The sequence below is a fragment of the Janibacter hoylei PVAS-1 genome (assembly GCF_000297495.1).
GTDB lineage: Bacteria > Actinomycetota > Actinomycetes > Actinomycetales > Dermatophilaceae > Janibacter > Janibacter hoylei.
This window is the reverse complement of record NZ_ALWX01000023.1, coordinates 18,753-42,921: the sequence shown is the minus strand read 5'-3', so window position 1 is coordinate 42,921 and position 24,169 is coordinate 18,753. Positions and strand designations below refer to the sequence as shown.

General features: G+C 71.1%; 24 protein-coding genes and 1 pseudogene. 17 read left to right on the top strand and 8 right to left on the bottom strand.

The window, feature by feature from the left end; translation table 11 throughout:
• Nucleotides 1-7: 7 nt before the first annotated feature.
• Entirely contained in the window at nt 8-190 is a 183-nt protein-coding gene (locus tag B277_RS06515) for a hypothetical protein (protein WP_040881024.1), read from the bottom strand.
• A gap of 106 nt (nt 191-296) precedes the next feature.
• Entirely contained in the window at nt 297-1,085 is a 789-nt protein-coding gene (locus tag B277_RS06510) for a PIG-L deacetylase family protein (RefSeq protein WP_040881023.1), read from the bottom strand.
• 205 nt (nt 1,086-1,290) lie between these two features.
• On the opposite strand from B277_RS06510, the gene B277_RS06505 reads away from it, so the two are divergent.
• From B277_RS06505 to B277_RS06490, 4 genes are read left to right on the top strand one after another with little or no spacing between them, the layout of a single operon-like run.
• On the top strand, nt 1,291-2,262 hold the full coding sequence (locus B277_RS06505) for a siderophore ABC transporter substrate-binding protein (protein ID WP_007926429.1): 972 nt from the start codon (nt 1,291-1,293) through the stop codon (nt 2,260-2,262).
• Nucleotides 2,259-3,242, top strand: a complete 984-nt coding sequence (locus tag B277_RS06500) for an ABC transporter permease (RefSeq protein ID WP_040881021.1) — start codon at nt 2,259-2,261, stop codon at nt 3,240-3,242. The genes B277_RS06505 and B277_RS06500 overlap by 4 nt, the downstream gene beginning before the upstream one ends.
• Nucleotides 3,235-4,302, top strand: coding sequence for an iron chelate uptake ABC transporter family permease subunit (locus B277_RS06495; RefSeq protein WP_007926425.1), 1,068 nt, complete (start codon nt 3,235-3,237; stop codon nt 4,300-4,302). Before B277_RS06500 ends, B277_RS06495 begins: the two co-directional genes overlap by 8 nt.
• Nucleotides 4,299-5,054, top strand: coding sequence for an iron ABC transporter ATP-binding protein (locus tag B277_RS06490; protein WP_007926423.1), 756 nt, complete (start codon nt 4,299-4,301; stop codon nt 5,052-5,054). The genes B277_RS06495 and B277_RS06490 overlap by 4 nt, the downstream gene beginning before the upstream one ends.
• A gap of 54 nt (nt 5,055-5,108) precedes the next feature.
• Here the strand turns inward: B277_RS06490 and B277_RS19500 are convergent, their stop codons facing one another.
• Entirely contained in the window at nt 5,109-6,272 is a 1,164-nt protein-coding gene (locus B277_RS19500) for a sterol desaturase family protein (protein ID WP_007926421.1), read from the bottom strand.
• Nucleotides 6,273-6,334: 62 nt separating this feature from the next.
• Between B277_RS19500 and B277_RS19495 the strand changes: the two are divergent.
• Nucleotides 6,335-6,541, top strand: a pseudogene (locus tag B277_RS19495) (TetR/AcrR family transcriptional regulator); the annotation flags it as partial.
• Between the two features lie 200 nt (nt 6,542-6,741).
• On the opposite strand, the gene B277_RS18365 reads toward B277_RS19495, so the two are convergent.
• The gene (locus B277_RS18365; protein WP_007926418.1) at nt 6,742-8,289 is read right to left on the bottom strand and encodes a spinster family MFS transporter; all 1,548 of its coding nucleotides are present in this window, start codon (nt 8,287-8,289) and stop codon (nt 6,742-6,744) included.
• A gap of 176 nt (nt 8,290-8,465) precedes the next feature.
• Between B277_RS18365 and B277_RS06475 the strand changes: the two genes are divergently transcribed.
• Nucleotides 8,466-9,041, top strand: a complete 576-nt coding sequence (locus B277_RS06475) for an LOG family protein (RefSeq protein WP_202948417.1) — start codon at nt 8,466-8,468, stop codon at nt 9,039-9,041.
• A gap of 9 nt (nt 9,042-9,050) precedes the next feature.
• Here the strand turns inward: B277_RS06475 and B277_RS06470 are convergent, their stop codons facing one another.
• Nucleotides 9,051-9,260, bottom strand: coding sequence for a hypothetical protein (locus tag B277_RS06470; RefSeq protein ID WP_040881005.1), 210 nt, complete (start codon nt 9,258-9,260; stop codon nt 9,051-9,053).
• A gap of 97 nt (nt 9,261-9,357) precedes the next feature.
• On the opposite strand from B277_RS06470, the gene fumC reads away from it, so the two are divergent.
• Nucleotides 9,358-10,758 carry a class II fumarate hydratase gene (gene fumC / locus B277_RS06465; RefSeq protein WP_007926414.1) on the top strand — a complete coding sequence of 467 codons (1,401 nt, stop codon included), beginning with the start codon at nt 9,358-9,360 and terminating at the stop codon, nt 10,756-10,758.
• A gap of 117 nt (nt 10,759-10,875) precedes the next feature.
• Here the strand turns inward: fumC and B277_RS06460 are convergent, their stop codons facing one another.
• On the bottom strand, nt 10,876-11,292 hold the full coding sequence (locus B277_RS06460; protein WP_007926413.1) for a tetratricopeptide repeat protein: 417 nt from the start codon (nt 11,290-11,292) through the stop codon (nt 10,876-10,878).
• A gap of 38 nt (nt 11,293-11,330) precedes the next feature.
• Complete coding sequence (locus tag B277_RS06455) at nt 11,331-11,885, bottom strand: nucleosidase (RefSeq protein ID WP_007926411.1); 555 nt, start codon at nt 11,883-11,885, stop codon at nt 11,331-11,333.
• A gap of 32 nt (nt 11,886-11,917) precedes the next feature.
• On the opposite strand from B277_RS06455, the gene B277_RS06450 reads away from it, so the two are divergent.
• Nucleotides 11,918-13,420 (top strand): amidohydrolase, encoded by a 1,503-nt coding sequence (locus tag B277_RS06450; protein ID WP_007926410.1) that lies wholly within the window; start codon nt 11,918-11,920, stop codon nt 13,418-13,420.
• A gap of 79 nt (nt 13,421-13,499) precedes the next feature.
• Here the strand turns inward: B277_RS06450 and B277_RS06445 are convergent, their stop codons facing one another.
• Nucleotides 13,500-14,663, bottom strand: coding sequence for a S1 family peptidase (locus tag B277_RS06445; RefSeq protein WP_007926409.1), 1,164 nt, complete (start codon nt 14,661-14,663; stop codon nt 13,500-13,502).
• Between the two features lie 310 nt (nt 14,664-14,973).
• Here B277_RS06445 and ahpC point away from each other — a divergent pair, with 310 nt between their 5' ends.
• From ahpC to B277_RS06400, 9 genes are all read left to right on the top strand, one after another.
• A complete protein-coding gene (ahpC, locus tag B277_RS06440; protein WP_007926408.1) occupies nt 14,974-15,540 on the top strand; it encodes an alkyl hydroperoxide reductase subunit C in 567 nt (188 codons plus the stop codon).
• A gap of 141 nt (nt 15,541-15,681) precedes the next feature.
• Nucleotides 15,682-17,361: an alkyl hydroperoxide reductase subunit F gene (ahpF, locus tag B277_RS06435; protein ID WP_007926407.1), complete on the top strand. Its 1,680-nt coding sequence runs from the start codon at nt 15,682-15,684 to the stop codon at nt 17,359-17,361.
• Between the two features lie 51 nt (nt 17,362-17,412).
• Complete coding sequence (locus tag B277_RS06430; RefSeq protein WP_007926406.1) at nt 17,413-17,841, top strand: cupin domain-containing protein; 429 nt, start codon at nt 17,413-17,415, stop codon at nt 17,839-17,841.
• A 172-nt stretch (nt 17,842-18,013) separates the two neighbouring features.
• The gene (locus tag B277_RS06425; RefSeq protein WP_007926405.1) at nt 18,014-18,829 is read left to right on the top strand and encodes an alpha/beta fold hydrolase; all 816 of its coding nucleotides are present in this window, start codon (nt 18,014-18,016) and stop codon (nt 18,827-18,829) included.
• A gap of 151 nt (nt 18,830-18,980) precedes the next feature.
• Nucleotides 18,981-19,487: a hypothetical protein gene (locus B277_RS06420; protein WP_156811749.1), complete on the top strand. Its 507-nt coding sequence runs from the start codon at nt 18,981-18,983 to the stop codon at nt 19,485-19,487.
• 233 nt (nt 19,488-19,720) lie between these two features.
• On the top strand, nt 19,721-21,334 hold the full coding sequence (locus B277_RS06415; protein ID WP_007926397.1) for a flavin-containing monooxygenase: 1,614 nt from the start codon (nt 19,721-19,723) through the stop codon (nt 21,332-21,334).
• Nucleotides 21,331-22,182, top strand: coding sequence for an SDR family NAD(P)-dependent oxidoreductase (locus B277_RS06410; RefSeq protein ID WP_007926395.1), 852 nt, complete (start codon nt 21,331-21,333; stop codon nt 22,180-22,182). Before B277_RS06415 ends, B277_RS06410 begins: the two co-directional genes overlap by 4 nt.
• A 63-nt stretch (nt 22,183-22,245) precedes the next feature.
• Entirely contained in the window at nt 22,246-23,238 is a 993-nt protein-coding gene (locus B277_RS06405; RefSeq protein WP_040881003.1) for an NAD(P)H-dependent flavin oxidoreductase, read from the top strand.
• A gap of 50 nt (nt 23,239-23,288) precedes the next feature.
• Entirely contained in the window at nt 23,289-24,119 is an 831-nt protein-coding gene (locus tag B277_RS06400; protein ID WP_007926387.1) for an aldo/keto reductase, read from the top strand.
• Nucleotides 24,120-24,169 lie beyond the last annotated feature (50 nt).

Below are 24,169 nucleotides of genomic sequence, written 5' to 3'. Positions count from 1 at the left end.
GGCGACCCTACGCGGCCTTGCGGAGCCGCTCCTTGGCCTTGGCCGTGACGAGCTTGCGCTTGTGGACGGCATAGCCGTCAGGGAGGCGCCCCTCCTTGAGCAGGCGGATCGGGCAGGAGCTGCAGCGCTTCTTGCTGACGCAGCACTTCTCCTTGACCTTGACCTTGCCGATCTTCACCTTCTTGCCCATGGCTGCACGGTAGGCCATGGGGGTAAGGCACGCCTACCCTGCGTTTGCTCCTCGGGAACCGGTGCCGAGGAGGGGTCCTGGTTCCCGCGTGGTCCCCGCGGTCCGGTCAGGCGAAGGGGAGCGCGCTGCCCATCCCTTCGGGTCGCGCCGGCTCGGCGTAGTGCTCGACGCCGAAGGCCGCGGCGAAGATCTCGCGCGGCATCTGCAGCATCTGCTGCACGTCACTCTGCGAGGCATGGCAGGCCAGGGCCGCGCGCTTGACGTCGATGACCTCGGTGACGTCGACGGCGTGGTGGATCTCGCTCTGCGGCAGGCCCATCGGGTTGCCGTCGTCCATCGGATCGTCGGGCGAGAAGCCCGGGTCGATGCCCATCGCCTTGGCCGCCTCGATCTGCTCGCGCATCCGGTCGCGGTTCATCGTGTTTTCGAGCACGCGGGGGCGGCGGGCGGCCAGCTCGGCCGCGCGGTGGGCGACGTGGTGCACCTTGACGTGGTCGGGGTGGCCGTAGCCGCCGTGCCAGTCGTAGCCGACGAGGATGTCGGCGTCCTCCTCGTCGAGGACCGCGGCCAGCCGGGCGGCGGCCTCGTCGAGGTCGGCGCCGTGGAAGGACCCGTCCCAGGCGTTGTGCTCCCAGCCGGTCATGCCGGAGTCGACGTAGCCCAGCCAGACGACGCGGGCGGTGCCCGTGACGGCGGCCGAGGCCTCGGCCTCCTGCCGACGGTGGTCGGCGAGGCTCCTCCCTTCGCCCAGGTCGTCGGGGACGGTGCCGTGCTCGCCACCGGTGGCGTAGACGACGACCACGCGGCCGCCGGCGCGCGCGGTGAGAGCCATGGATCCGGAGGTCCCGCTGGCCTCGTCGTCGGGGTGGGCGTGGAAGAAGACGGTGGTCGTCACGAGGCCATCGTGCACCGCTGCGCCGACACCTCGCTGGCCGCGGCGGACGAAGGGGGACACGCTCACCCTGACCCGGGGCGGGGCGGGAGCGTTCCGCACAGCGGAACCCGCGTGACAGGTTCGGGGTTGCTGAGGCTATCCTTACAAACTCCGCGGCGAGGTGGCCCACCCGACGCGGCCACCCCCCTTCGCAAAGGACCTCATCGTGCTCAGCCGCACTCGTTCGCTGGCCCTCGTCAGCGGTCTCGCCCTCGCCCTGTCCGCCTGCGGATCGTCCGACTCCGACTCCGCATCCGGCCCGACCATCGCGGTCGAGGACAACAACGGCACGCAGCAGGTGCCGCAGGAGCCGACCTCGGTCGTCGCGACCGACAACCGGACCTTCGAGACCCTCGCCGACTGGGACGTCGAGCTCTCCGCCGCCGCGGTGAGCCTCATGCCCGAGACGATCTCCTACACGAAGGACAAGGACCTCGTCGACCTCGGCACCCATCGCGAACCCGACCTCGAGGCCATCGTCGCCGCGAAGCCCGACCTCGTCATCAACGGCCAGCGCTTCACCCAGCACGAGGCCAAGCTCAAGGAGCTCGCGCCGGACGCAGCCTTCCTCAACCTCGACCCGCGCGAGGGCGAGCCGCTCGACACCGAGCTCAAGCGGCAGACCGAGGTGCTCGGCGAGGTCTTCGGCAAGCAGGACGAGGCCAAGACCCTCGGCGAGGACCTCGACGCGCAGGTCGCGCGGGTCAAGGAGGCCTACGAGCCGGGCGACACCGTCATGGCGATCAACACCTCCGGCGGAGAGCTCGGCTACATCGCGCCGACCGTCGGCCAGACCTTCGGCCCGGTCTTCGACCTCTTCGACCTCGAGCCCGCCCTCGAGGTCGAGGGTGCGAGCGACGACCACCAGGGCGACGAGGTGTCCGTCGAGGCGATCGCCAAGGCCGACCCCGACTGGATCCTCGTCCTCGACCGGGACGCCGCCATCGCCGCCGACGAGGAGGGCTACACGCCTGCCAAGCAGCTCATCGAGGACTCCGAGGCGCTCCAGGACGTCACCGCGGTCAAGGAGGGACAGGTCGTCTTCGCCCCGGCCGACACCTACACCAACGAGGGCATCCAGACCTTCACCGAGTTCTTCGAGGACTTCGCCGACGCGCTGGAGGGGAAGAAGAGCTGACGACCACGACGGCGGAGCGCGTCGCCTCCAAGGGGCGCCTCCTCGACGCGAAGCTCGTCCTCGGCATCCTCGCCGTGGGCGGGCTCCTCGTCGTGTCGCTGCTCACCGGGGTGTACGACATCTTCGACGGCGACCGGGGCGGCGAGATGTTCGCCATCACCCGCATCCCGCGGACCGTCGCCCTCGTCCTCGCCGGCGCCGCGATGGCGATGTCGGGCCTGGTCATGCAGCTGCTGACCCAGAACCGCTTCGTCGAGCCGACGACGACCGGCACGACCGAGTGGGCCGGCCTGGGCCTGCTCACCGTGATGATCCTCTTCCCCGGGGCCAGCCTCCTCGAGCGGATGATCGGGGCGATCATCGCAGCCTTCATCGGCACGATGGTCTTCTTCCTCTTCCTGCGAAGGGTGACCCTCCGGTCCTCGCTCATCGTCCCGATCGTGGGGATCATGCTCGGCGCCGTCGTCGGGTCAGTCTCGACCTTCATCGCGCTGCAGACCGACATGCTGCAGAACCTCGGGATCTGGTTCGCCGGCAGCTTCACCTCGGTCCTGCGCGGCCAGTACGAGGTGCTGTGGATCGTCGCCCTCGTCGCGATCGCGATCTTCGTCGTCGCGGACCGCTTCACCGTCGCCGGCCTCGGCGAGGAGATCTCGACGAATGTCGGGCTCAACTACAACCAGGTCGTCCTCATCGGCACGGTCCTCGTCGCCGTCGCGACCGGGGTCGTCACGGTCGTCGTCGGCAACCTGCCCTTCCTCGGGCTCATCGTCCCCAACATCATCTCGATGTGGCGCGGCGACGACCTGCGCAGCAACCTGCCGTGGGTCTGCCTGCTAGGCATCGCCATCGTCACCGTCTGCGACCTCGTCGGGCGCACGATCATCGCCCCCTTCGAGGTGCCCGTATCGCTCATCCTCGGCGTCGTCGGCGCGGTCGTCTTCATCGTCCTCCTCCTGCGGCAGCGTCGTCGTGGCTGAGGCACCCGCGCAGCCGCGCACCACCCCGCCGCTCACCGCACCCGTGGCGACCGGCGGAGCACGCGAGTCCGGCCCCCTTCCCACCGCCCGCTCCCGCCGGCGCTACCGGGTCGTGCTCGTCGGCCTGCTCGTGCTGGCCGTCGGCCTGGGCTTCGCCCACCTCGCGGTGGACAACCCGATGCCGGTCGGCAGCGAGGGGTTCTGGCTCGTTGCGCAGATGCGGGGCAGCTCGCTCGTCGCGATGGCGGTGGTCGCGGTCTGCCAGGCGATGGCGACGGTGAGCTTCCAGACGGTGACCAACAACCGGATCATCACGCCGTCGATCATGGGCTTCGAGTCGCTCTTCGTCGCCGTGCAGACCGCGGCCGTGTACTTCCTCGGCGTGTCCGGGCTCGGCATGCTCACCGGGCTGCCGCAGTTCGTCCTGCAGATCGCGCTCATGGTCGGGCTCTCGCTGGCGCTCTACGGGTGGCTGCTGTCGGGGCGCTATGCCAACGTGCAGATCATGCTGCTCATCGGCATCGTCATCGGCGGTGGGCTCGCGTCGGTCTCCTCCTTCATGCGGCGGATGCTCACGCCGAGCGAGTTCGACGTGCTCACCGCACGGATGTTCGGCTCCATGACCAACGCCGACCCGATGTACTTCCCCATCGCGATCCCGCTGTGCCTGGCCGCGGCGGGACTGCTGTGGTGGCGGGCCCGCCGGCTCGACGTCGTCGCCCTCGGCCGAGACGCGGCGACCAACCTCGGGCTGGACCACCGGCGCGAGCTCATGGTGACGCTCTTCCTCGTCTCGGTGCTGATGGCCGTCTCGACCGCGCTCGTCGGGCCGATGACCTTCCTCGGGTTCCTCGTCGCGACCCTCGCCTACCAGTTCGCCGACACCCACGACCACCGGCGGATCTTCCCGGTCGCGGTGCTCACCGGCTTCGTCGTGCTCTGCGGCGCCTACGTCGTCATGAAGCACGTCTTCTACGCCCAAGGCGTCGTCTCGATCATCATCGAGCTCGTCGGCGGGTCGGTCTTCCTCCTCGTCATCCTCAAGAAGGGGCGCCTGTGATCACCCTGACCGATGTGCGCAAGACCTATGGCAGCGAGGTGACGATCGGTCCGGTCGACCTCGAGATCCCGGCGGGCGGGGTGACCGCGCTCGTCGGGCCCAACGGCGCGGGCAAGTCGACGCTGCTGACGATGGTCGGCCGGCTGCTCGACATCGACGAGGGCGTCATCGAGATCGCCGGCTACGACGTCGCGAGTACGAAGTCCAAGGACCTGGCCAAGATCGTCTCGATCCTGCGCCAGGAAAACCACTTCATCACCCGGCTCACCGTGCGCCAGCTCGTCGGCTTCGGCCGCTTCCCCCACTCGCAGGGGCGGCTGACCGTGCAGGACGAGGAGGTCATCTCCCGCTCGATCGACTTCCTCGACCTCACCGCGCTCGAGGGGCGCTACCTCGACCAGCTCTCCGGAGGGCAGCGGCAGCGGGCGTACGTCGCGATGGTGCTCGCCCAGGACACCGACTACGTGCTGCTCGACGAGCCGCTCAACAACCTCGACATGCAGCACTCGGTGCACATGATGCGGCACCTGCGCCGGGCGGCCACCGAGCTCGGCCGCACGATCATCGTCGTGCTCCACGACATCAACTTCGCCGGCCACTACGCCGACCGGATCTGCGCAGTCAAGGACGGGCGGGTCGTCGAGTTCGGCCCGCCGGAGCAGATCATGACCGACGAGGTGCTCACCCGCGTCTTCGACACCGCGGTCCAGGTGGTCGACGGGCCGCGCGGCCCGCTCGCCGTGTACTACTGAGTTGCGGTTCGGTGGGGCTCCACGAGCGCCCGCCCCGTCGACCGACCTGCCGGCTCAGCCCGCGACGGGCGTGGCGACCGGCTCGTTGGCCGGTGGCGCGAGCTGCTCGCGCCGCTCGTAGGCCCAGCCCGGGCCGCGCAAGAGGAAGCCGAAGCGGTCCGACCAGGTCGGCGCCGTCGAGATGTCCTTGGCCATGTCGCGCCACTCGTGCGTGGCGATCGTCCCGAGGTTGAAGGTGTCGATGTTGCGGGTCAGGCCGTAGCGCACCCGCTCGACCTCCGGCTCGAAGGTGCCGAAGAGCTTGTCCCACAGGATGAGGATCGAACCGTGGTTGATGTCGAGGTACTGGCGCTGGCTGCCGTGGTGGGCGCGGTGGTGGCTCGGGGTGTTGAGCACCTTCTCGAGCCAGCCGATCGAGCGGACGGCCTCGGTGTGGATCCAGAACTGGTAGATGAGGTTGATCGCCCGCGCGTCCTCGATGTAGCGCGGCGGGATCCCCATGAGGGCGAGCAGCCCGTAGGGCACGACCATCGTGAATCCCTCGGCGACCGGCTGCCGCAGCGCGGTCGAGAGGTTGTACCGCTCGCTGCTGTGGTGGACGACGTGCACGGCCCACATCCAGCGTGACTCGTGGGCGAGGCGGTGGTTCCAGTAGTAGACGAAGTCCCAGGCCGCGATCCCGAGCAGGTAGCTGGCGGCGCCGGTCCGCATGCCGAAGGGGGAGAGTCTCGTCAGCCGAGTGGCGGAGGTCTGGGCGGCCCAGATCGTCGCGGCGGCGACGGCCGAGGAGGCGACGGCGGCGACCGCGGATCCGCTGGTCATCAGGCCGAGGGCGTCGACGCGGGAGCGGACGGTGACCGGCTCTGGTGCGTCGGAGGGCAGTGTGCCGGCCTCGGGCAGCTCGCCCCCCTGGCGGCGACGGCTGCGCAGGACGTCACCGATCGTCGTCGTGACCCCGGCGGCCGCGGCGACGGCGAGGAGGGCAGTGCCCCCCTTCGACTGGCCGGGAGTGAGGCGGCGCAGGAGCGGAGCGGTGGCGAGGGGGACGACGAGGCTGCCGATGCCCATGCTCAGGCTGGCGATCGTGTCGTTGAGCTCGTAGTCGCCCGGGCGGTCCTCACCGTCGGCGGCGGGGTGCTGGCGCTGCCACCAGAACTCGAAACCCATGGCCCCGATGTACGCGGGGATGGCGAGGACGGTCAGGTCGGGGCGTGCCATGGGGGCTCCTTTGCCGTGGGCGAACGTAACTGACCATAGGGTCAGTTAGCGCGCCTGACAAGATGTGCCCGATCACAGGAGGAGGCCCCGTGAGCACGATCGGGACGAAGGGCGTCGCCCGCGCCGAGCGCAGGCGGCAGCTCGTGCACGAGGCGGTCGAGGAGCTCGGCAGCCAGGGCTACGCGCGCGCCTCGATGGCCGACGTCGCCGCACGCGCCGGGGTCTCCAAGGCGATGGTGCACAACGTCTTCGGCTCCAAGGCCGACCTCGCGCTGGCCTGCCTCGAGGAGGTCGGGCCGCGCCTCGTCGCCACGATCGCGCAGGCCCAGACGGCGACCGACCCCGGGGAGCGCGCCGTCGACACCTTCACCGCGATCTTCTCGGCGATGGCCGAGCACCGGTACGCCTGGGCCCTCGTCAAGGACGAGACCCTGCCCGCGGGGTCGGGGGCGGCCGAGCTCGCCGAGGGCTACCGCGAGCAGCTGCACCTCATGGGGGCCGCCGGCACCCGCGACGTCCTCGAGGCGGCAGGCCTGACCGACCCGCTCGACCACGACCTGCTCGACCGCATCTGGGAGTCGATCGTCGAGGCCGCGGTCGCGTGGTGGCAGGAGCACGACGACCACACCGCAGAGCAAATGGCGCAGCGGCTCACCCGCCTGCTGGCCGCGGTCACGCTGCGGGGGTGACAGGGCCCGGTCCCTGAGGAGGCGAGGGACGAGCCGTCTCGAAGGGCGTCATCGCCTCGCGGTCGTGGGGCAGCGCCCGGCTGGCCCGCCACGCACCGAGCACGGCGATCGCCAGGCCGATCGGGATCACCGTGAGCAGTGCGCGGTGCAGGCCGACGGCATCGGCGGCCAGGCCGTCGACCGGTGTGGCGAGGCCGTCCGAGAGGGCGCCGACGAGGATCGGCCCGATCGTCGCGCCGACGAGGTTGAAGGAGGCGAAGTAGACCGCGATCGCGGTGGCCCGCAGCTGGGGTGGGGTGACGTCGGCGATCGCGGGTGATGCTGCCGCGGAGAGGAACTGGGTGCCCGTCCACCCGACGGCGAAGAGCGCGACGAAGGCCGCGGCGCTCCCGGGGCCGAGCAGCAGGGCGGCGAGCGTCAGGGGGGATTGCGGCGGCGAAGCCGGCTGCGGCGACGACGAGTCGACCCGCGGGGTGTCGGTCGGAGGCCCGGTCGGCCAGGCGCCCGCCGAGCAGCAGCCCGACGATGCCCGCGAGCCCGAGGATCGCGCCGGCGCCGATGGACGCCGACCCGATCGACAGGCCGAAGTAGCGCTGGAGCAGCGGCACGACGAAGGTCGCGACGCCGTACGTCGGGATCTGCAGCCCGATGCCGGCGACCATGAGCCAGGTGATCGTGCGGATACGCAGCACCGCGCGATAGGGGTGCCGCTCCTGCTCCTGCGCGCGCAGCTCGACGGTGTCGGTGGCTCCGCGGGCCGGTTCCTTGACGAAGAGGACGGCGATCGCGAGGAGCAGGCCGGGTACCGCCGCGATGACGAAGGGAGCCCGCCACGTCCCCGTGGCCTCGACGAGCACGCCGACGGTGAGGAAGGCGAGGAGCAGGCCCACGGGGATCCCGAGTGAGACGATGCTGATGGCGCGGCTTCGGCGCTTCGGCGCGTAGACGTCGCAGATCAGCGCATTGGACGCCGGGCCGTAGCTCGCCTCGCCGATGCCGACACCCAGGCGGAAGAGGAAGAGGAAGAGGAAGCCCTGCACGAGCCCGCTCGCCCCGGTGAAGAGGCTCCACACGACGAGTCCGGCCGCCATGACGTAGCGACGCGGGACCCGGTCGGCGAGCCGACCGAGGAGCACGCCGGCGATGGCGTAGACGACGGTGAAGGACCCGCCGAGCACGCCGACCATCGTGTCGGTGAGGCCGAACTCCTCCTTGAGCGGTTCGACGATGACGGCCGGGATCGTCCGGTCGTAGAAGTTGACGACGTTGGCCAGGGTCAGGCTCGCGAGGAGGTACCCGCGCTGCCCGCGCGTCAGTGGCTGCCACATGCCCCCAGTCTGTCGTCTGCCCCGGTCCCTGAGGAGCTTGCTCTGCAAGCGTCTCGAAGGGCCGCCAACCCCCGGTCCCTGAGGAGCTTGCTCTGCAAGCGTCTCGAAGGGCCGCCAACCCCCGGTCCCTGAGGAGCTTGCTCTGCAAGCGTCTCGAAGGGCTCTATCGTCGACCCGTGATCACGCGCCTCACCGTCTTCTGCGGCTCGACCCCCGGCACCGACCCTCGCTGGGTGGACTTCGCGCACGACGTCGGGGCCGAGCTGGCCCGCCGGGAGATCGGCCTGGTCTACGGCGCGGGCGGCGGTGGCCTCATGGGCGCCGTGGCCCAGGGTGCGCTCGACGCAGGGGGCGAGGTCATCGGCGTGATCCCCTCCTTCATGATCGAGCGGGAGTGGGGCCGCGACGACCTCACCGAGGTGCACGTCGTCGAGACGATGCACGAGCGCAAGGCCCTCATGGCTGACCTGACGAGCGCCTTCCTCGCGCTGCCGGGCGGCATGGGCACGCTCGAGGAGGTCTTCGAGGTGTGGACCTGGCGGCAGATCGGCCTGCTCGACAAGCCGGTCGGCTTCCTCGACGCCGACGGCTTCTGGACCCCGCTGCTCGAGTCCCTCCGCGGCATCTCGCAGGCCGGCTTCATGTCGCAGGCGAGCCTCGACGACGTCGTCGTCGCGCCCGACCTCGATGCCGCGCTCGCCGGCCTCGAGGCCCGCGGCTCTGGCACCCGGCTGCTGCGGGCGGTGACCTGACCCCCTTCGTCAGGCGGCGTCGGGACGGGTGCCGATGAGGCGAAGGGAGGCGCCCGCGCACTCCGGGCACGGGTGGACCAGGGGCGCGTCGACCTCCGGCCACAGGATGCGGAAGGTCTCGTGCACGCCGCACCGGTAGGCGACGATCCGCGGCCCCTCGGCGGGGCGGGCGAGCTCGGGCGCGGTGAGGCGACGGACGGGGCGGGTGTGGCGCTGCATGCGAGTGATGGTGCGCTGCAAGGGTTTCGCCACTGCTGCCCGGATGTTTCCGGGGTATTGCACGGGGCGTCGCTCGCTGCCGAGTAGCGTTGACCTCATGACTCAGATGCGCGCGGAGAAGGACAGCATGGGCACCATCGAGGTGGCCGCGGACAAGTACTGGGGGGCGCAGACGCAGCGCTCGCTCGGCAACTTCGACATCGGTCGTGACACCTTCGTCTGGGGCCGCTCGATGATCCGCGCCCTCGGCATCCTCAAGAAGTCCGCCGCCCTGGCCAACGCCGAGCTCGGCGAGCTGCCGCAGGACGTCGCCGACCTCGTGGCGCAGGCGGCCGACGAGGTCATCTCGGGCGACCTCGACGACCACTTCCCGCTCGTCGTCTTCCAGACCGGCTCGGGCACGCAGTCCAACATGAACTCCAACGAGGTCATCTCCAACCGCGGCATCGAGATCGCCGGCGGCGAGATGGGCTCGAAGACCCCGGTCCACCCCAACGACCACGTCAACCGCGGCCAGTCGAGCAACGACACCTTCCCCACGGCGATGCACATCGCGATCGTCCTCGACCTCAATGAGCGCCTCTACCCCTCCGTCACGCAGCTGCGCGAGACCCTGGCCGCCAAGGCCAAGGAGTTCGCCGACATCGTCATGGTCGGCCGGACCCACCTGCAGGACGCCACCCCGGTGACCCTTGGCCAGGTCATCGACGGCTGGGTCGCCCAGATCGACTTCGCCCTGGACGCGGTCAAGCACGCCGACGAGCGCGCCCGCGAGCTCGCCATCGGTGGCACCGCGGTCGGCACGGGCCTGAACGCCCACCCCGATTTCGGCAAGCTCTGCGCGGCCAAGATCAGCGGCGAGGCCGGCTATGACTTCGTCCAGGCCCCCAACCTCTTCGCCAGCCTGTCGGCCCACGACGCGCTCGTCGAGGTGAGCGGCTCCCTTCGCACCCTCGCCGGCGCCCTGATGAAGATCGCCAACGACGTGCGCTGGTACGCCTCTGGCCCGCGCAACGGCATCGGCGAGCTCGCGATCCCGGAAAACGAGCCGGGCTCCTCGATCATGCCGGGCAAGGTCAACCCCACCCAGGCCGAGGCGATGACGATGGTCGCCACCCGGGTCTTCGGCAACGACGCGACGGTCGGCTTCGCCGGCAGCCAGGGCAACTTCCAGCTCAACGTCTACAAGCCGGTCATGGCGCACGCGGTCATCGAGTCGATCCGCCTGATCTCCGACGCCTGTGTCTCCTTCGACACCAACTGCGCCGTCGGCATCGAGCCGGTCCGGGAGAAGATCGACGAGAACCTCTCGCGCAACCTCATGCTCGTCACCGCACTCAACCGCCACATCGGCTACGACAAGGCCGCGGCGATCGCCAAGAAGGCGCACAAGGAGGGCACGAGCCTGCGCGAGGCCGCCGTCGCCTCCGGTGACATCTCCGGCGAAGACTTCGACGCCTGGGTGGTCCCGGCCGACATGACGCACCCCAGCGCCTGAGCGGCGACGCCCCACCCGCCCGCGGATTCTCGGGTGACCCGAGAAACCCCGCCTTCGCAGGAGTATCAAACTCTTGCGAAGGCGGGGTTTCTCTTGCTCAGCTGCGGGGCGGGCCGGTCAGAGCCCCTCGTCGCTGACCTCGGCGCTCGGGCCGCCGCCGGTGCCGTACCCACCGAGCAGCTCCGCCAGGCGAAGGGGGCCGCGCGCCTCGTCCTTGTGCCCGGCCCGCTCGAGGGACCGGCCGAGGAGCAGGTGGGCGTAGGCGTCGTCGGGGCAGGCCGCGATGACCTCGCGGGCGGCGGCAGCCGCCCGCTCCAGCTGGGCGGAGTGGAAGTAGGCGCGGGCCAGGATCAGGTGCATCTCGGCGGTGCCGTGCCCCACCGGGTCGTCCGCACCTTCGGCTCGGGCCGCTGCGAGGTCGGTGAAGAAGTCCTCGAGGTCGCGGGCGGCATCGGTGTACCGGCCGTCGTCGAAGGCGTGCTTCGCGCGCTCGTAGCGCTCGAAGCCGTACAGCTCGCGCGTCGTCGTGGTCATGTCGTCCTCAACCCCGAGCGGTCGATAACCATTCCCAGTCAGTGCCTGGCGGCGAAGGGGCCCAGCCAGTCCCCGAGCAGGCGGGCGCAGCCGTCGACCGCCGCGGACCAGTCGTGCGCGGTCTCGTCGGCGTTGTCGCTCACGACCTTCACGAGGTGCACGGGCACGCCGAGCTCGGTGCACGCGAGGGCGATGGCGTAGCCCTCCATGTCGACGAGGTGGGCGCGCTGGGCGAGCGCGGACCGCACGACCGGGTCGGTGACGAAGAGATCTCCGCTCGCCAGCACCGTCGCGTGGCCGCCGGGCAGCTCGACGACCTCGCGGGGGTCGAGACCGAGCTGGCGGATCGGCTCGGCCGACAGGTCGTGGTTGATGGCCGTCCCGATCTCGTGCAGGCCGGTGACGTCGTCGCGCAGGGCGCCGGCCGTGCCGATGTTGACGACGACGAGCTCGTCGCGCCGCGGGTGCTCGCAGATCGCCCGCGTCACCTGCACCGCGGCGAGCGACTTGCCGACCCCCGTGACGAGGACCTCCAGCCCGTCGGGGACGTGGGCGGCCTCGGCCTCGATGGCGGCGACGACGAGCAGGTGCATGGCGTCACCGTATCCGTCGTATCGTGCCCAGCATGGCCCCCTTCGCCCCGCACGCGCTGATCCGTGGCGCCCGCCTGCGACCCGGCGCTGCACCGGTGGACCTGCGGCTGCGCGAAGGGGGGATCGCCGAGATCGGCGAGCACCTCACGACCGCGGGGGCAGAGGTCCACGACGCCGGCGGGGCGCTCGCGGTCCCGGGCCTGTGGGACGCGCACGTGCACTTCGGCCAGTGGGCGGCGATGAGCCGGCGGGTCGACGTCGCCGACACCGCGAGCCCCGAGGAGGTCACGGCCAGGGTCGCGCGTCACCTCGACGTGGAGCGGCCGGCGCCCGGGACCGTCGTGCAGGGTTTCGGCTGGCGGGTGGCCGGCTGGGACCGGCTGCCGAGCACCGCCGAGCTCGACGCCGTCGCCGGCGACCGGCCGGTCGTCCTCATCAGCGGCGACTGCCACGCGGGCTGGCTGAGCAGCGCCGCCTTCCGCGCGCTGGGCCTGCCGGTGCACGAGGGCCACCTCGACGAGGACGAGTGGTTCCCCATCTACCAGCGGCTGGCCGACCTGCCGGAGGACCCGGCCGTCGTGCGCGGCAGCCTCGAGTCCGCGATGCGGGCTGCTGCGGCGAAGGGGGTCGTCGGCGTTGCCGACATGGAGTTCGAGGCGGGGCGCCTCGAGTGGCCGCAGCGCACCGCCGCAGGCCTCGACCTGCTGCGCGTCCGGCCAGCGACCTACCCCGAGGGGCTCGACGACACGATCGCCGCCGGGGTGCGCACCGGCGACGTGCTGGACGAGACCGGCCTGGTGACCATGGGCCCGCTCAAGGTCATCACCGACGGCTCGCTCAACACGCGCACAGCCTGGTGCTGCGAGCCCTTCGTCACCGACGACGACCTCGGCGACCCTCACGGCAAGAGCACTGTCGGTCCCGAGGAGCTCACCGGGCTGCTGCGGCGCGCCCACGCGCACGGCCTCGACGGCGCGGTCCACGCGATCGGCGACCAGGCGCTGCTCGACGCCCTCGACGCCTACGCCGCGAGCGGCGCACGCGGCACGATCGAGCACGCACAGCTGGTGCGGATGGAGGCGCTGCAGCGCTTCGCCGACCTGGGGCTGGTCGCGAGCGTCCAACCCGCGCACCTGCTCGACGACCGGGACTCGACCGAAGCCCTGTGGCCCGACCGGCTGGAGCGGTGCTTCGCCCTGCGGTCGATGACGCAGGCGGGGATCCCCCTTCGACTGGGGTCGGATGCGCCGGTCTCCCCGCTCGACCCGTGGCTCGCGATGTCGGCGGCGGTCCACCGCAGTGCCGACGAGCGCGAGCCGTGGGCGCCGGAGCAGGCGATCACGCCCCGCGAGGCGCTGCTCGCCTCGACCGACGGGGTCACCCAGCTCGCCGTCGGGGCCCCGGCCGACGTCGTGCTCCTCGCCGAGGATCCGTGCCCCTCAGGTCTGTCCGGCACCGCCGAGCAGGCCGCGCACCTTCGAGCGACACGGGTGCTCGCGACATTCGTCGGCGGGCGCCTGACCCACTCCGCCTGACGTCGTTGATGTCACCTGGTGGCCCGGAGCAGGGGGACCAGGCGACACCAACGACGCCGGGCTGGTGCTGGCAGATACCTCAGTTGGCCGTGTCGATCCTGACGCCGTAGTAGCTCGCCGCGTCGACGACCGGCTGGTAGAAGCTGTACGACCCGGCGTTGTAGCCCTGGTTGTAGCCGCACTCGACGCCGACCGGGCCGCCGGAGGTCATGCCCTGGGCGAGGTTGCCGACGCCGATGTAGGCGCCGCCGGAATCGCCGCCCTCGGTGCACACGCTCGCCTCGGCGAGGCCGGAGACGACGGTGCCGCCGTAGTTGACGGTGCGGTTGTAGGCCTTGATGGTCCCGCAGGTCCAGCCGGTCGTGTTGCCGGCCTTGCAGATCTCGGAGCCGACTGCGTTCTTGCTCGCGCCCGCGACGGAGTAGTAACCCGAATGACCGCGGCTGTCGACATAGGGCCGACCAGTGTCCTCGGAATCGATGTCCATGAGGCCCATGTCGACGCTGCTGTACCCGGTGCGGAAGCGCGTGTGCGTCCCCTTGCCGATGTGGGTGCCGTTGGCGTCGAGGATGTCGGGGAGCCCCTCGACGCAGTGACCGGCAGTGAGCAGCACGTTGTTGCCCGACGAGGTGCGGCCGGGGTAGCCGAGGCTGCAGTTGGTCCCGGGGGACAGGTCCATGATCCGGCCCGGGTAGACGTCGGCCTGGGTGGTGAGCTCGTCGGCGGTGGTGACGCTCACCCGGTCCATGGCAGCCAGACGCTGGCGGAGGGAGGCGGGCGCGTCCTCGGCGATCCGCACCTCCACGGTGCCCTTCTGCAGGTTCGGTCCGACCGTGACGACGTGCTGGGCGGCGCCGGCGCGACGCATGACGGCCTGGGCCACCTTGTCGAGCGAGCTCTGGGTCACCGAGGTGCTCGGCCGGAGGCCGGCCGCGCGGACGGCGTCCGCGTCGGCGGTGGAGTCGACGCCGACGACGAGCTGGGTCCCGTCGAACCACGCCCCGTCGACGTCGACCCCCTTCGCCTCGAGACCACGAAGGGAGGTCTGCTTGCGGTCCTTGGCGGCGAGGTAGCTCGTGGCCTGGGCGTGGGTGCGGCCGTCCCGCTCCATGACGTACGAGGTCATCGGGTCGGCGCGGTTGATGCCGTCGTCGGGGACGGGCGCCGCGCTACCGGCCGGGGCCAGGACGATGCCGGCGCCGAGGACGGCCCCGGTGAGGGTGAGGGTGGTGCGCAGGGTCATTGCCTTCTCCTTCGTCAGGCCGGGGTGTCCGGCTCGTGAGTCGAAGGTGGCGGCAGCATGTGACCCGCGCCACGCGATCTGACCAAGTCCGGACGCGACTGACCGTCCCCGGTGACAAGCACGCGCAAGCGCTGACTCCCGCCGGACCTTTTCGCGAGGGGTGCGCGCAACGTTCACGTCGACTTCACGTCCCCCGTTTTGCACCCCGGGGAAGTCTTCGCTAATCTGGAATCGTTCCAATCCACGGAGCACTCAAGTGCACCGTGAGGCGGGACCACTGACCCCAATGAGATGCACAGGAGCTCAACGCATGTCCCTCATCAACACCCAGATCAAGCCCTTCCAGGCCACCGGCTACATCAACGGTGAGTTCAAGGACTTCTCCGAGGCGGACATCGCCGGCAAGTGGGCGATCTTCTTCTTCTACCCGGCCGACTTCACCTTCGTCTGCCCGACGGAGCTCGAGGACCTCGCGGCCGAGTACGACGCGGAGCTCAAGGGCCTGGGCGTCGAGGTCTTCTCCGTCTCGACCGACACCCACTTCACCCACAAGGCGTGGCACGAGACCTCCGACGCGGTCGGTAAGGTCACCTACCCGATGCTCGGCGACCCGACCGCCACCATCTCGCGCAACTTCGAGATCCTCCGCGAGGACGAGGGCCTGGCCAACCGCGGCACCTTCCTCGTCGACCCGGACGGCGTCATCCAGTTCCTCGAGATCACTGCCGAGGGCATCGGCCGCAACGCCAAGGAGCTCGTCCGCAAGGTCAAGGCCGCCCAGTACGTCCGCAACAACCCCGGTGAGGTCTGCCCGGCCAAGTGGGAAGAGGGCGCTGACACCCTCGCCCCGAGCCTGGACCTCGTCGGCAAGATCTGATCGAGCCCTGACGGGTCTGTCGGGTCGTTGACCCGGCACAGCATCTCGGTGAGGGGCGACGCAGCCCCGTCGCCCCTCACCCGTGCCCCCACCCGGCACCCACTGACCACCCCCCTTCGTCCTGCAGGAGTCGCTCGCACCATGGCCCTCGATCCCAACCTCGCCGCCCAGCTCAAGGCCTACCTCGACAACCTCCGCGAGCCGATCGAGCTCGTCGCCTCCCTCGACGAGGGCCCCAAGTCGCGTGAGCTCGACGAGCTGCTCGTCGAGATCGCGGACATGAGCCCGCAGATCACCCGTCGCGTCGTCGAGGGCGCCGAGCTGGACGCCCGCGTCCCCTCCTTCGCGATCACCCGCGCGTCCGATCCGCAGGTCTCCGTCCGCTTCGCCGGCATCCCGATGGGCCACGAGTTCACCTCGCTGGTCCTCGCCCTCCTCCAGGTCGGCGGGCACCCGAGCAAGGCGTCGCAGGACCTCATCGAGCAGGTCAAGGGCCTGACCGGTGAGCACCACTTCGAGACCTTCTTCTCGCTGAGCTGCCAGAACTGCCCCGACGTCGTGCAGGCGCTCAACCTCATGAGCGTGCTCAACCCCGGCATCACGCACACGGCCATCGACGGCGCGGTCTTCCCTACCGAGGCCGAGCAGCGCGGTGTGCTCGCCGTGCCCACCGTCTTCCGCAACGGCGAGTCCTTTGGCTCCGGCCGCATGGAGCTGGCCGAGATCGTCGGCAAGGTCGACGAGCTCTCCGGCGGTGACTCCGCGGCCAAGGCCGCCGAGGAGCTCTCCGCGCGCGAGCCCTACGACGTCCTCGTCGTCGGCGGCGGCCCCGCCGGTGCCTCCGCCGCCATCTACGCGGCGCGCAAGGGCATCCGCACCGGTCTCGTCGCCGAGCGTTTCGGTGGCCAGGTGCTCGACACCATGTCGATCGAAAACCTCGTCTCCGTCCCGCACACCGAGGGCCCGAAGCTCGCGGCCGACCTCGAGCGCCACGTCGGCGAGTACGAGGTCGACATGATCCGCAGCCAGGCTGCTGCGGGCCTGTCCGCCGGCGACGACGGCCTCACGGTCGTCGACCTCGTGGGCGGCGCCGCGCTCAAGGGCAAGACCGTCGTCCTCGCGACCGGCGCCCGCTGGCGCACCATGGGTGTCCCCGGCGAGGAGGAGTACCGCAACAAGGGCGTCACCTTCTGCCCGCACTGCGACGGTCCGCTCTTCAAGGGCAAGCGCATCGCTGTCATCGGCGGCGGCAATTCCGGCGTCGAGGCCGCGATCGACCTCGCCGGCATCGTCGGTCACGTGACCCTCGTCGAGTTCATGGACGAGATGCGCGCCGACGAGGTGCTCCAGCGCAAGCTGCGCTCGCTGCCCAATGTCGACATCCGGCTCGGCACGAAGACGACCGAGGTCGTCGGTGACGGCGGCAAGGTCACCGGCATCGTCGTCGAGCCGCGTGATGGCGGCGAGGGCGAGACCCTGGCCCTCGAGGGCGTCTTCGTCCAGATCGGTCTGCTGCCCAACACCGAGTGGCTCGGTGACGCGGTCGAGCTCTCCGAGCGTGGCGAGATCGTCATCGACGGCGTCGGCCGGACCAACTTGCCGGGCGTCTTCGCCGCGGGCGACTGCACGGTCGAGCCCTACAAGCAGATCGTCACCGCGCTCGGTGCAGGCTCGACCGCCTCGCTGAGCGCCTTCGACCACCTCATCCGCACGAGCGCCCCGAGCGAGGAGGCCGCGATCGCTGGGACCAAGGCTGCCGACGGCCCGCTCGAGGCCGGCGACCAGATCGACGTCCCGGACTCGGTGGGCGCGCGGGCCTGAGGCCTCGGTAGCGTCAGCGTCGTCCCCCCTTCGACCTGATCAGGAGACTCCATGAGCGAGCAGACCGACCTCACCGACCACGGCCCCGCGCCCTACGTCGTCGACATCGAGTCGGCAACCCTGCAGAACTCCAACTACCGCTCCACCCTGTGGACCGGCACCAACCTGCAGCTGACCGTCATGGCCATCGCGCCCGGTGACGACATCGGCCTGGAGGTCCACGAGGACCACGACCAGTTCATCCGGGTCGAGGAGGGACGCGGCCGGGCCCAGATGGGGCCGGCCGAGGACGACCTGAGCTTCGACCGCGAGGTCGGGGACGACGACATCATCATGGTGCCGGCCGGTCAGTGGCACAACGTCACCAACATCGGCGACGTGCCGCTCAAGGTCTACTCCCTCTACGGCCCGCCGGAGCACGTCCACGGCACGGTCCACGCGACCAAGGCCGACCAGGACGCCGACCCCAACGAGCACTGATCACGACGAAGGGTGGGACCCGCCAGCTGGTGGGTCCCACCCTTCCTGACGCTCGCGAGGCGACCTCCGGGTCCTGAGGAGGAGGCCGTCCGCGGCCGACGTCTCGAAGGGCAGGGACCACCCTTCGTCATGTGGTGGCGCGTCAGGTGACCCGCCGGTAACGTCCAGCGCCATGCGGAGCACCATCGAGTACACCCACGTCCCCGGGGACGGCGCGCCCGTCGTCCTCGTCCACGGCATCGGCCACCGGCGGCAGGCGTGGGGCGAGGTGCCGGAGCTGCTCGCGGCGAGCGGTCACGACGTCTACGTCGTCGACCTGCCCGGCCACGGGGAGTCGCCGCGGCCCTCCCGCCCCGACGGCTGGTCGATGCGCAGTCATGCCGAGCAGTTCGAGCGGCTCTTCCGCGAGCTGGGCATCGAGCAGCCGCACATCGTCGGTAACTCCCTCGGTGGCGCGATGGCCCTCGAGATGGCCGTCCGCGAGGGCGTCGTCAGCAGCGTGACCGCCCTGTCGCCGGCCGGGTTCTTCCCGCCCTGGCACCTGCCCAATGTCGCGGCCAACCTGCTCTGCATGAAGGCCGGCAGCCACCTCCCCGAGGCGCTGCACCGCCGCCTCACCGCCCACGTCTGGTTTCGCAAGCTGGCCTTCCGCGCCCTCTACACGCACCCGGAGCAGGTCACCGTCGAGGCGGCGGTGGGGGACACCCTCAACCTGCGCCGGGCACCCGGCTTCTGGCCGCACTTCGTCCGGGCGACCTTCCTGCGCGTCACCGCGCCGCTCGCCGTCCCGACGACCATCGCCTGGGGCGACACCGACCGCCTGCTGCTGCCCTCCGAGGCCGGCACCGCACGGGCCCGCTTCCCCGAGGCGACCCACGTCTCGCTCGAGGACTGCGGGCACTGCCCCCAGATCGACCACCCCGAGCTCGTCGTCGACACCGTCCTCGCGACGATCGAGCGGGCGAGCTCTCGGCAGCCCGCCGTCTAGCAGATCCGGGACGGGGACGGCTACTCATCAGCCGACCTGTGGATGAGTACTTCTCCCGTGCTGCCTCCTGTGGACGCACGGGCACTCTCGGTCCAGCGGCGCAGCCGCAGGGACCCGGGGAGAGGCCCCCGGTCCGGGAGGAGGAGCAGAGATGAACATGTCACAGGGATCGCGACGGGTGCGACGAGCGGGTGCGGTGGTGGCCGCCATGTCGATGATGGCGGCCGGGGCCGCGATCGCGGCGGCACCGGCGACGGCTGCCGGTGGGGGCGGGGACTGCCCCGCCGCCGACCAGCGTCCCCCGTCGCCCAACACCTACTACGCCCGGGACGGGGTGAGCATCCGGGGCGTGCAGGTCCGGTCCACCACGACCGTGGGCTACGGCTACAACACGCGGCGGCTCGTCCGCTACAGGACGACGCAGGACACCTACGTCCAGGACGAGGTCTGGGACGTGACCGACCGCCTCATGCCCCGGCGGGTCGAGTGCGACCGCGACGACACGGACGGCACGCCGGATGTCGAGATCGGGCCGCGCACGTCGGGCGGCGGCGGTGGCCGGACCGGGAGCCTCGGCGGCGGGAGCGTGGGCTGGAGGGTGCTGCCCGGGGCCGAAGAGGTCCGCTACGGCAAGGTCGGTGAGATCCAGCCGATGTGACTGCCTGCCGACGCCCGGGGGTCACGCGGCCCCCGGGCGCCGGCGTGCCCGCCGATGAGTAGCGTCCGAGCATGACCCAGAGCGCAGACCAGGCGACGACCGTGCAGACCGACGTCCTCGTCATCGGCTGGGGCGCAGCGGGCAAGACCCTCGCCGGCTGAGCGGGGGTGCGAGGTTTCTCGGCGAGGCGTAGGTTACTGGCGAGAAACAAACCATTGGATGGAAGGTCACCGATGACTGCCGCGCCCGAGCGCCACCCGCAGGGCACCACCCGCCGCGAGCTGCCGGACCGTGTCGACGTCCTCGTCGTGGGCGCCGGCATCTCCGGCATCGGTGCTGCCCACCGCATCCTCGAGGCCACGCCCGACGTCGATCTGGCGATCGTCGAGGCCCGCGAGGCGACCGGTGGCACCTGGGACCTCTTCCGCTACCCGGGCGTGCGCTCGGACTCGGACATGTTCACCCTCTCCTTCCCCTTCCGGCCGTGGCAGGGGCGCAAGGCGATCGCCGACGGTGGTGACATCCGGGAGTACATCCGCGAGACGGCGCGCGACGGAGGGCTCGACGAGCGGACCTTCACCGGCTGCCGGGTCGCCGCGATCGACTGGTCGAGCGGCGCCCAGGAGTGGACCGTGCAGGTCGACACGGCCGGGGGCCGGCGCGAGGTGCGCGCCGGGTGGGTCCACTTCGGCAGCGGCTACTACGACTACGAGCAGGCCCACGACCCGGGCTTCGCGGGGGTCGAGGACTTCTCCGGGACCGTGGTGCACCCGCAGTTCTGGCCGCAGGACCTCGACCACGCCGGCAAGCGCGTGGTCGTCATCGGCTCGGGTGCGACGGCCGTGACCGTCGTCCCGGCGATGGCGCAGACGGCGGCCCACGTGACGATGCTGCAGCGCACACCGAGCTATGTCTTCTCGCAGCCGGGGGTCGACCCCTTCGTCCAGCTGCTGCGCAAGCGGCTGAGCCCGCAGCGGGTGCAGTCGCTCACCCGGATCAAGAACCTCGGCATGCAGTCCTTCCTCTACGAGCTCTCGCGCAAGCGCCCGCGGGCGGCCAACGCGATCGTCCTCGGACAGGTGCGCGCCTTCTTGCCCAAGGACGTCGTCGCCGAGCACTTCACCCCGCCCTACGACGTGTGGGACCAGCGCCTGTGCGCGGTGCCGGACGGCGACCTCTACGCGGCGATCCGGCGCGGCGCCGCCGACGTCGTCACCGGGCACATCGACCGATTCGTCCCCGAGGGCGTGCGCCTCACCGACGGCCGGGTCGTCGAGGCCGACATCGTCGTCACCGCCACGGGTCTGCGGCTGCAGCTCTTCGGTGGCGCGAGCGTGGCCGTCGACGGCGAGCCGGTCGACATGGCCCGCCGATTTGCCTACCGGGGCCTCATGCTCGCGGGCGTCCCCAACGTCACGATGACCGTCGGCTACGTCAACGCGTCGTGGACCCTGCGCGCCGACCTCGTGAGCCGCTACGTTGCTCGCCTGCTCGGGCACCTGCGTGACCGGGGCCTGGGCACCGCCGTCCCGGTTGCGCCCGACGGCATGACCGCCGGCCCGATCTTGGACCTGACGGCGGGCTACGTGCAGCGGGTCATCGCGACCTTCCCCAAGGTCGGCGACCGGGCGCCGTGGACGATGCCGCAGAGCTACGTCAAGGACAAGATCGCCTTCCGCCGCGCCGACGTCACCCAGGACATGTTCTTCGCTCCGCTCGGGGCGAAGGCAGTGGCCTTGCCCCAGAGCGCACCCGCGCCTGCCGAGCTGCCGCTGCCGGGCTCGTCGAGCAATGCGGACGGCACCGCCGGAGACCTGGTCGACGCCACCGCAGCGGTCGTGCCGTGAAGCGGCCCGACCTCGTCGTCGCCGGCGGCACAGCGGTCGTCACCGGCGCGGCCGGAGGCATGGGCGAGCACATCGCCACGGGACTGGCCCGACGTGGTGCCGACCTCGTCGTCCTCGACCGCGATGCCGACGGTCTGGACCGGGTCGTCGCCGAGATCGGCCGGGAGACGCCGGGGGCGAGAGTGACCCCCTTCGTCGTCGACCTGGCCGACCGGGCCGCCGCCGACGAGACCATCGAGCGCATCCGTGACGAGCACCCCGGCGTGACGATGCTCTTCAACAATGCGGGCGTCGCCGTCGGTGGTCGCTTCACCGAGGTGGGTGCGGCGGACTTCGACTGGCTGCTCGAGATCAACCTGCTCGTCCCCATCCGGCTCACCCGGGCGCTGCTGCCGCTCATGCTCGGCAACGGCGAGGGGCAGGTGGTCAACACCTCGAGCCTCTTCGGGCTCATCGGCCCGCCCGGGCAGAGCGCCTACTCGACGAGCAAGTTCGGGTTGCGCGGCTTCAGCGAGTCACTGCGCAGCGAGCTCGAGGCGGAGGGGCGGCCCGTGGGGGTCACCTCGGTGCACCCCGGCGGCATCCGCACGGGCATCGCCCGCAATGCCCGCAACCCCGAAGGGGTCGACCGCCAGGAGGCCGAGGAGGGCGTCCGCGACTTCGACAAGGTGCTGCGGTACCCAGCCGACCGGGCCGCGGAGGAGATCATCGAGGCCGCGATCGCCCGTCGCCCGCGCCTGCTCATCGGCAACGACGCCCGGGCCCTCGACGCGGTCGCCCGGGTCCTGCCGGGTCGCTACTGGTCGCTCATGGGGCGCGCGATGTCCCTCGCGGCGAAGCGCTCGTAGGGCCGGCGCCACGGTGTGGACCCGGGGTGTCCGCCGGCACCGACCGGGTGGGACGATGCGGCCATGACTATGCCCCAGCAGCTCCAGGGCCGACTGCGCCTGCCGATCATCTCTGCGCCGATGTTCCTGGGCTCGGGCGTCGACCTCGTCGTCGGTGCGTGCCGCGCCGGCGTCGTCGGTACCTTCCCCGCGCTCAACCTGCGCACCACAGAGGACTTCGACGCCTGGCTGACGCAGATCGAGACGGCGCTCGCCGAGCCCGACCCGAGCGGTCGCCCGCCCGCCCCCTTCGGCGTCAACTTCATCGTCCACCACACCAACAAGCGCATCGAGGCCGACCTCGGGCAGATCGTCGCGCACGAGGTCCCGATCGTCATCACGAGCCTCGGTGCGGCCCGCGAGGTCGTCGAGGCCGTCCACTCCTACGGCGGCCTCGTCTTCCACGACGTCACCAACGCCAAGCACGCGGCCAAGGCGGCCGAGGCCGGGGTCGACGGACTCATCCTCGTCTCGGCCGGTGCAGGTGGTCACGCCGGCGGGCTCAACCCCTTCGCCCTCATCACCGAGGTGCGGGCCGTGTGGGACGGTCCGCTCGTCCTCGGTGGCGCCCTGTCGACCGGCCGTGACGTGCTCGCCGCGCAGGCGGCCGGAGCCGACCTCGCCTACATGGGTACGCGCTTCCTCGCGACGACTGAGTCGCTCGTCGCCCAGGAGTACCGCGACATGATCGTGGACCACACGGCCGAGCAGATCGTCTACACCCCGTCGATCAGCTCGATCCCCGCGAGCTTCCTGCGCGGCAGCATCGTCGCCGCCGGCCTCGACCCTGACGCGCTGCCCGTGCCCGAGCGGGTCGACCTCGCGCACGTCACCAACCCGCACACCGAGGAGTCGCAGGCCACGACGACCGCGCCCAAGGCGTGGAAGGACGTCTGGAGTGCCGGCCAGTCCGTCGCCGGCATCGACTCCGTCGTCCCCGTGGCCGAGCTCGTCGACCAGCTCGAGGCCGAGTACACCCAGGCGAAGGGGGAGCTGCTCGCGGTCCTCGGGGAGTAGGCGCGAGACACCCTTCGACGTGCCGGGTCCCGGGGCCTAGCGTGGGGGGCATGGCTGAGATCCCCACTCGCGTCCTCGGGGACGGCACGTCGGTGCCGGTCCTCGGATTCGGCACCTACCCCCTGCGGGGCGACGACGGCGTGCGCGCCATCGCGTCGGCGCTCGAGGTCGGCTACCGGCTCATCGACACGGCGGTCAACTACCGCAACGAGCGTGAGGTGAGCGAGGCGATCCGGGCGAGCGGGGTCGACCGTGGCGACGTCTTCGTCCAGACCAAGGTGCCCGGCCGCGACCACCGCGGTGCACGCGACTGCATCGAGACCTCGCTGCAGGTCATGGGCCTGGAGTACCTCGACAGCGTCCTCATCCACTGGCCCAATCCCTCGCAGGGGGCCTACGTGCAGGCCTGGCAGGGGCTCGTCGAGGCGCAGGAGGCCGGGCTCGTCCGCTCCATCGGCGTGAGCAACTTCCACCCCCACCACCTCGACGCGATCATCCAGGCCACCGGGGTCACCCCGGCGAGCAACCAGATCGAGATGCACCCGAGCTTCCCCCAGGCGGAGCAGCGCGCCGACGACGAAGCCCGTGGCGTCGTCACCCAGGCGTGGAGTCCGATCGGGCGCGGGGAGATCTTCGAGGCCGCCCCGGTCGCCGCCGCCGCCCGCGCACACGACGTGACGCCCGCCCAGGTCGTCCTGCGCTGGCACCTGCACCTCGGGTCGCTCCCGCTGCCGAAGTCGGCTGACCCGCGGCGTCAGCAGGCCAACCTCCAGGTCCTCGGCTTCGACCTGTCGGAGGCCGAGGTGAAGGCGATCACCGCACTCGGGCGCCCCGACGGGCGCCTCTTCGACGCCGACCCGGACACGCACGAGGAGATGTGACCGACCGCCGCTGGCCGGTGCGCCCCGTGCCCGCCGAGGCGGTGCCGACC

Bases quoted from the DNA above. Each gene is read 5' to 3' on its own strand.
- ahpF (WP_007926407.1), top strand. From the start codon at position 15,682: ATGGCCCTCGATCCCAACCTCGCCGCCCAGCTCAAGGCCTACCTCGAC.
- B277_RS06455 (WP_007926411.1), bottom strand. From the start codon at position 11,885: ATGCACCTGCTCGTCGTCGCCGCCATCGAGGCCGAGGCCGCCCACGTC.
- fumC (WP_007926414.1), top strand. From the start codon at position 9,358: ATGACTCAGATGCGCGCGGAGAAGGACAGCATGGGCACCATCGAGGTG.
- B277_RS06425 (WP_007926405.1), top strand. From the start codon at position 18,014: ATGCGGAGCACCATCGAGTACACCCACGTCCCCGGGGACGGCGCGCCC.
- B277_RS06405 (WP_040881003.1), top strand. From the start codon at position 22,246: ATGACTATGCCCCAGCAGCTCCAGGGCCGACTGCGCCTGCCGATCATC.
- B277_RS06450 (WP_007926410.1), top strand. From the start codon at position 11,918: ATGGCCCCCTTCGCCCCGCACGCGCTGATCCGTGGCGCCCGCCTGCGA.
- B277_RS06515 (WP_040881024.1), bottom strand. From the start codon at position 190: ATGGGCAAGAAGGTGAAGATCGGCAAGGTCAAGGTCAAGGAGAAGTGC.
- B277_RS06415 (WP_007926397.1), top strand. From the start codon at position 19,721: ATGACTGCCGCGCCCGAGCGCCACCCGCAGGGCACCACCCGCCGCGAG.
- B277_RS06470 (WP_040881005.1), bottom strand. From the start codon at position 9,260: ATGCAGCGCCACACCCGCCCCGTCCGTCGCCTCACCGCGCCCGAGCTC.
- B277_RS06430 (WP_007926406.1), top strand. From the start codon at position 17,413: ATGAGCGAGCAGACCGACCTCACCGACCACGGCCCCGCGCCCTACGTC.
- ahpC (WP_007926408.1), top strand. From the start codon at position 14,974: ATGTCCCTCATCAACACCCAGATCAAGCCCTTCCAGGCCACCGGCTAC.
- B277_RS06420 (WP_156811749.1), top strand. From the start codon at position 18,981: ATGAACATGTCACAGGGATCGCGACGGGTGCGACGAGCGGGTGCGGTG.
- B277_RS19500 (WP_007926421.1), bottom strand. From the start codon at position 6,272: ATGGCACGCCCCGACCTGACCGTCCTCGCCATCCCCGCGTACATCGGG.
- B277_RS06400 (WP_007926387.1), top strand. From the start codon at position 23,289: ATGGCTGAGATCCCCACTCGCGTCCTCGGGGACGGCACGTCGGTGCCG.
- B277_RS06460 (WP_007926413.1), bottom strand. From the start codon at position 11,292: ATGACCACGACGACGCGCGAGCTGTACGGCTTCGAGCGCTACGAGCGC.
- B277_RS18365 (WP_007926418.1), bottom strand. From the start codon at position 8,289: ATGTGGCAGCCACTGACGCGCGGGCAGCGCGGGTACCTCCTCGCGAGC.
- B277_RS06445 (WP_007926409.1), bottom strand. From the start codon at position 14,663: ATGACCCTGCGCACCACCCTCACCCTCACCGGGGCCGTCCTCGGCGCC.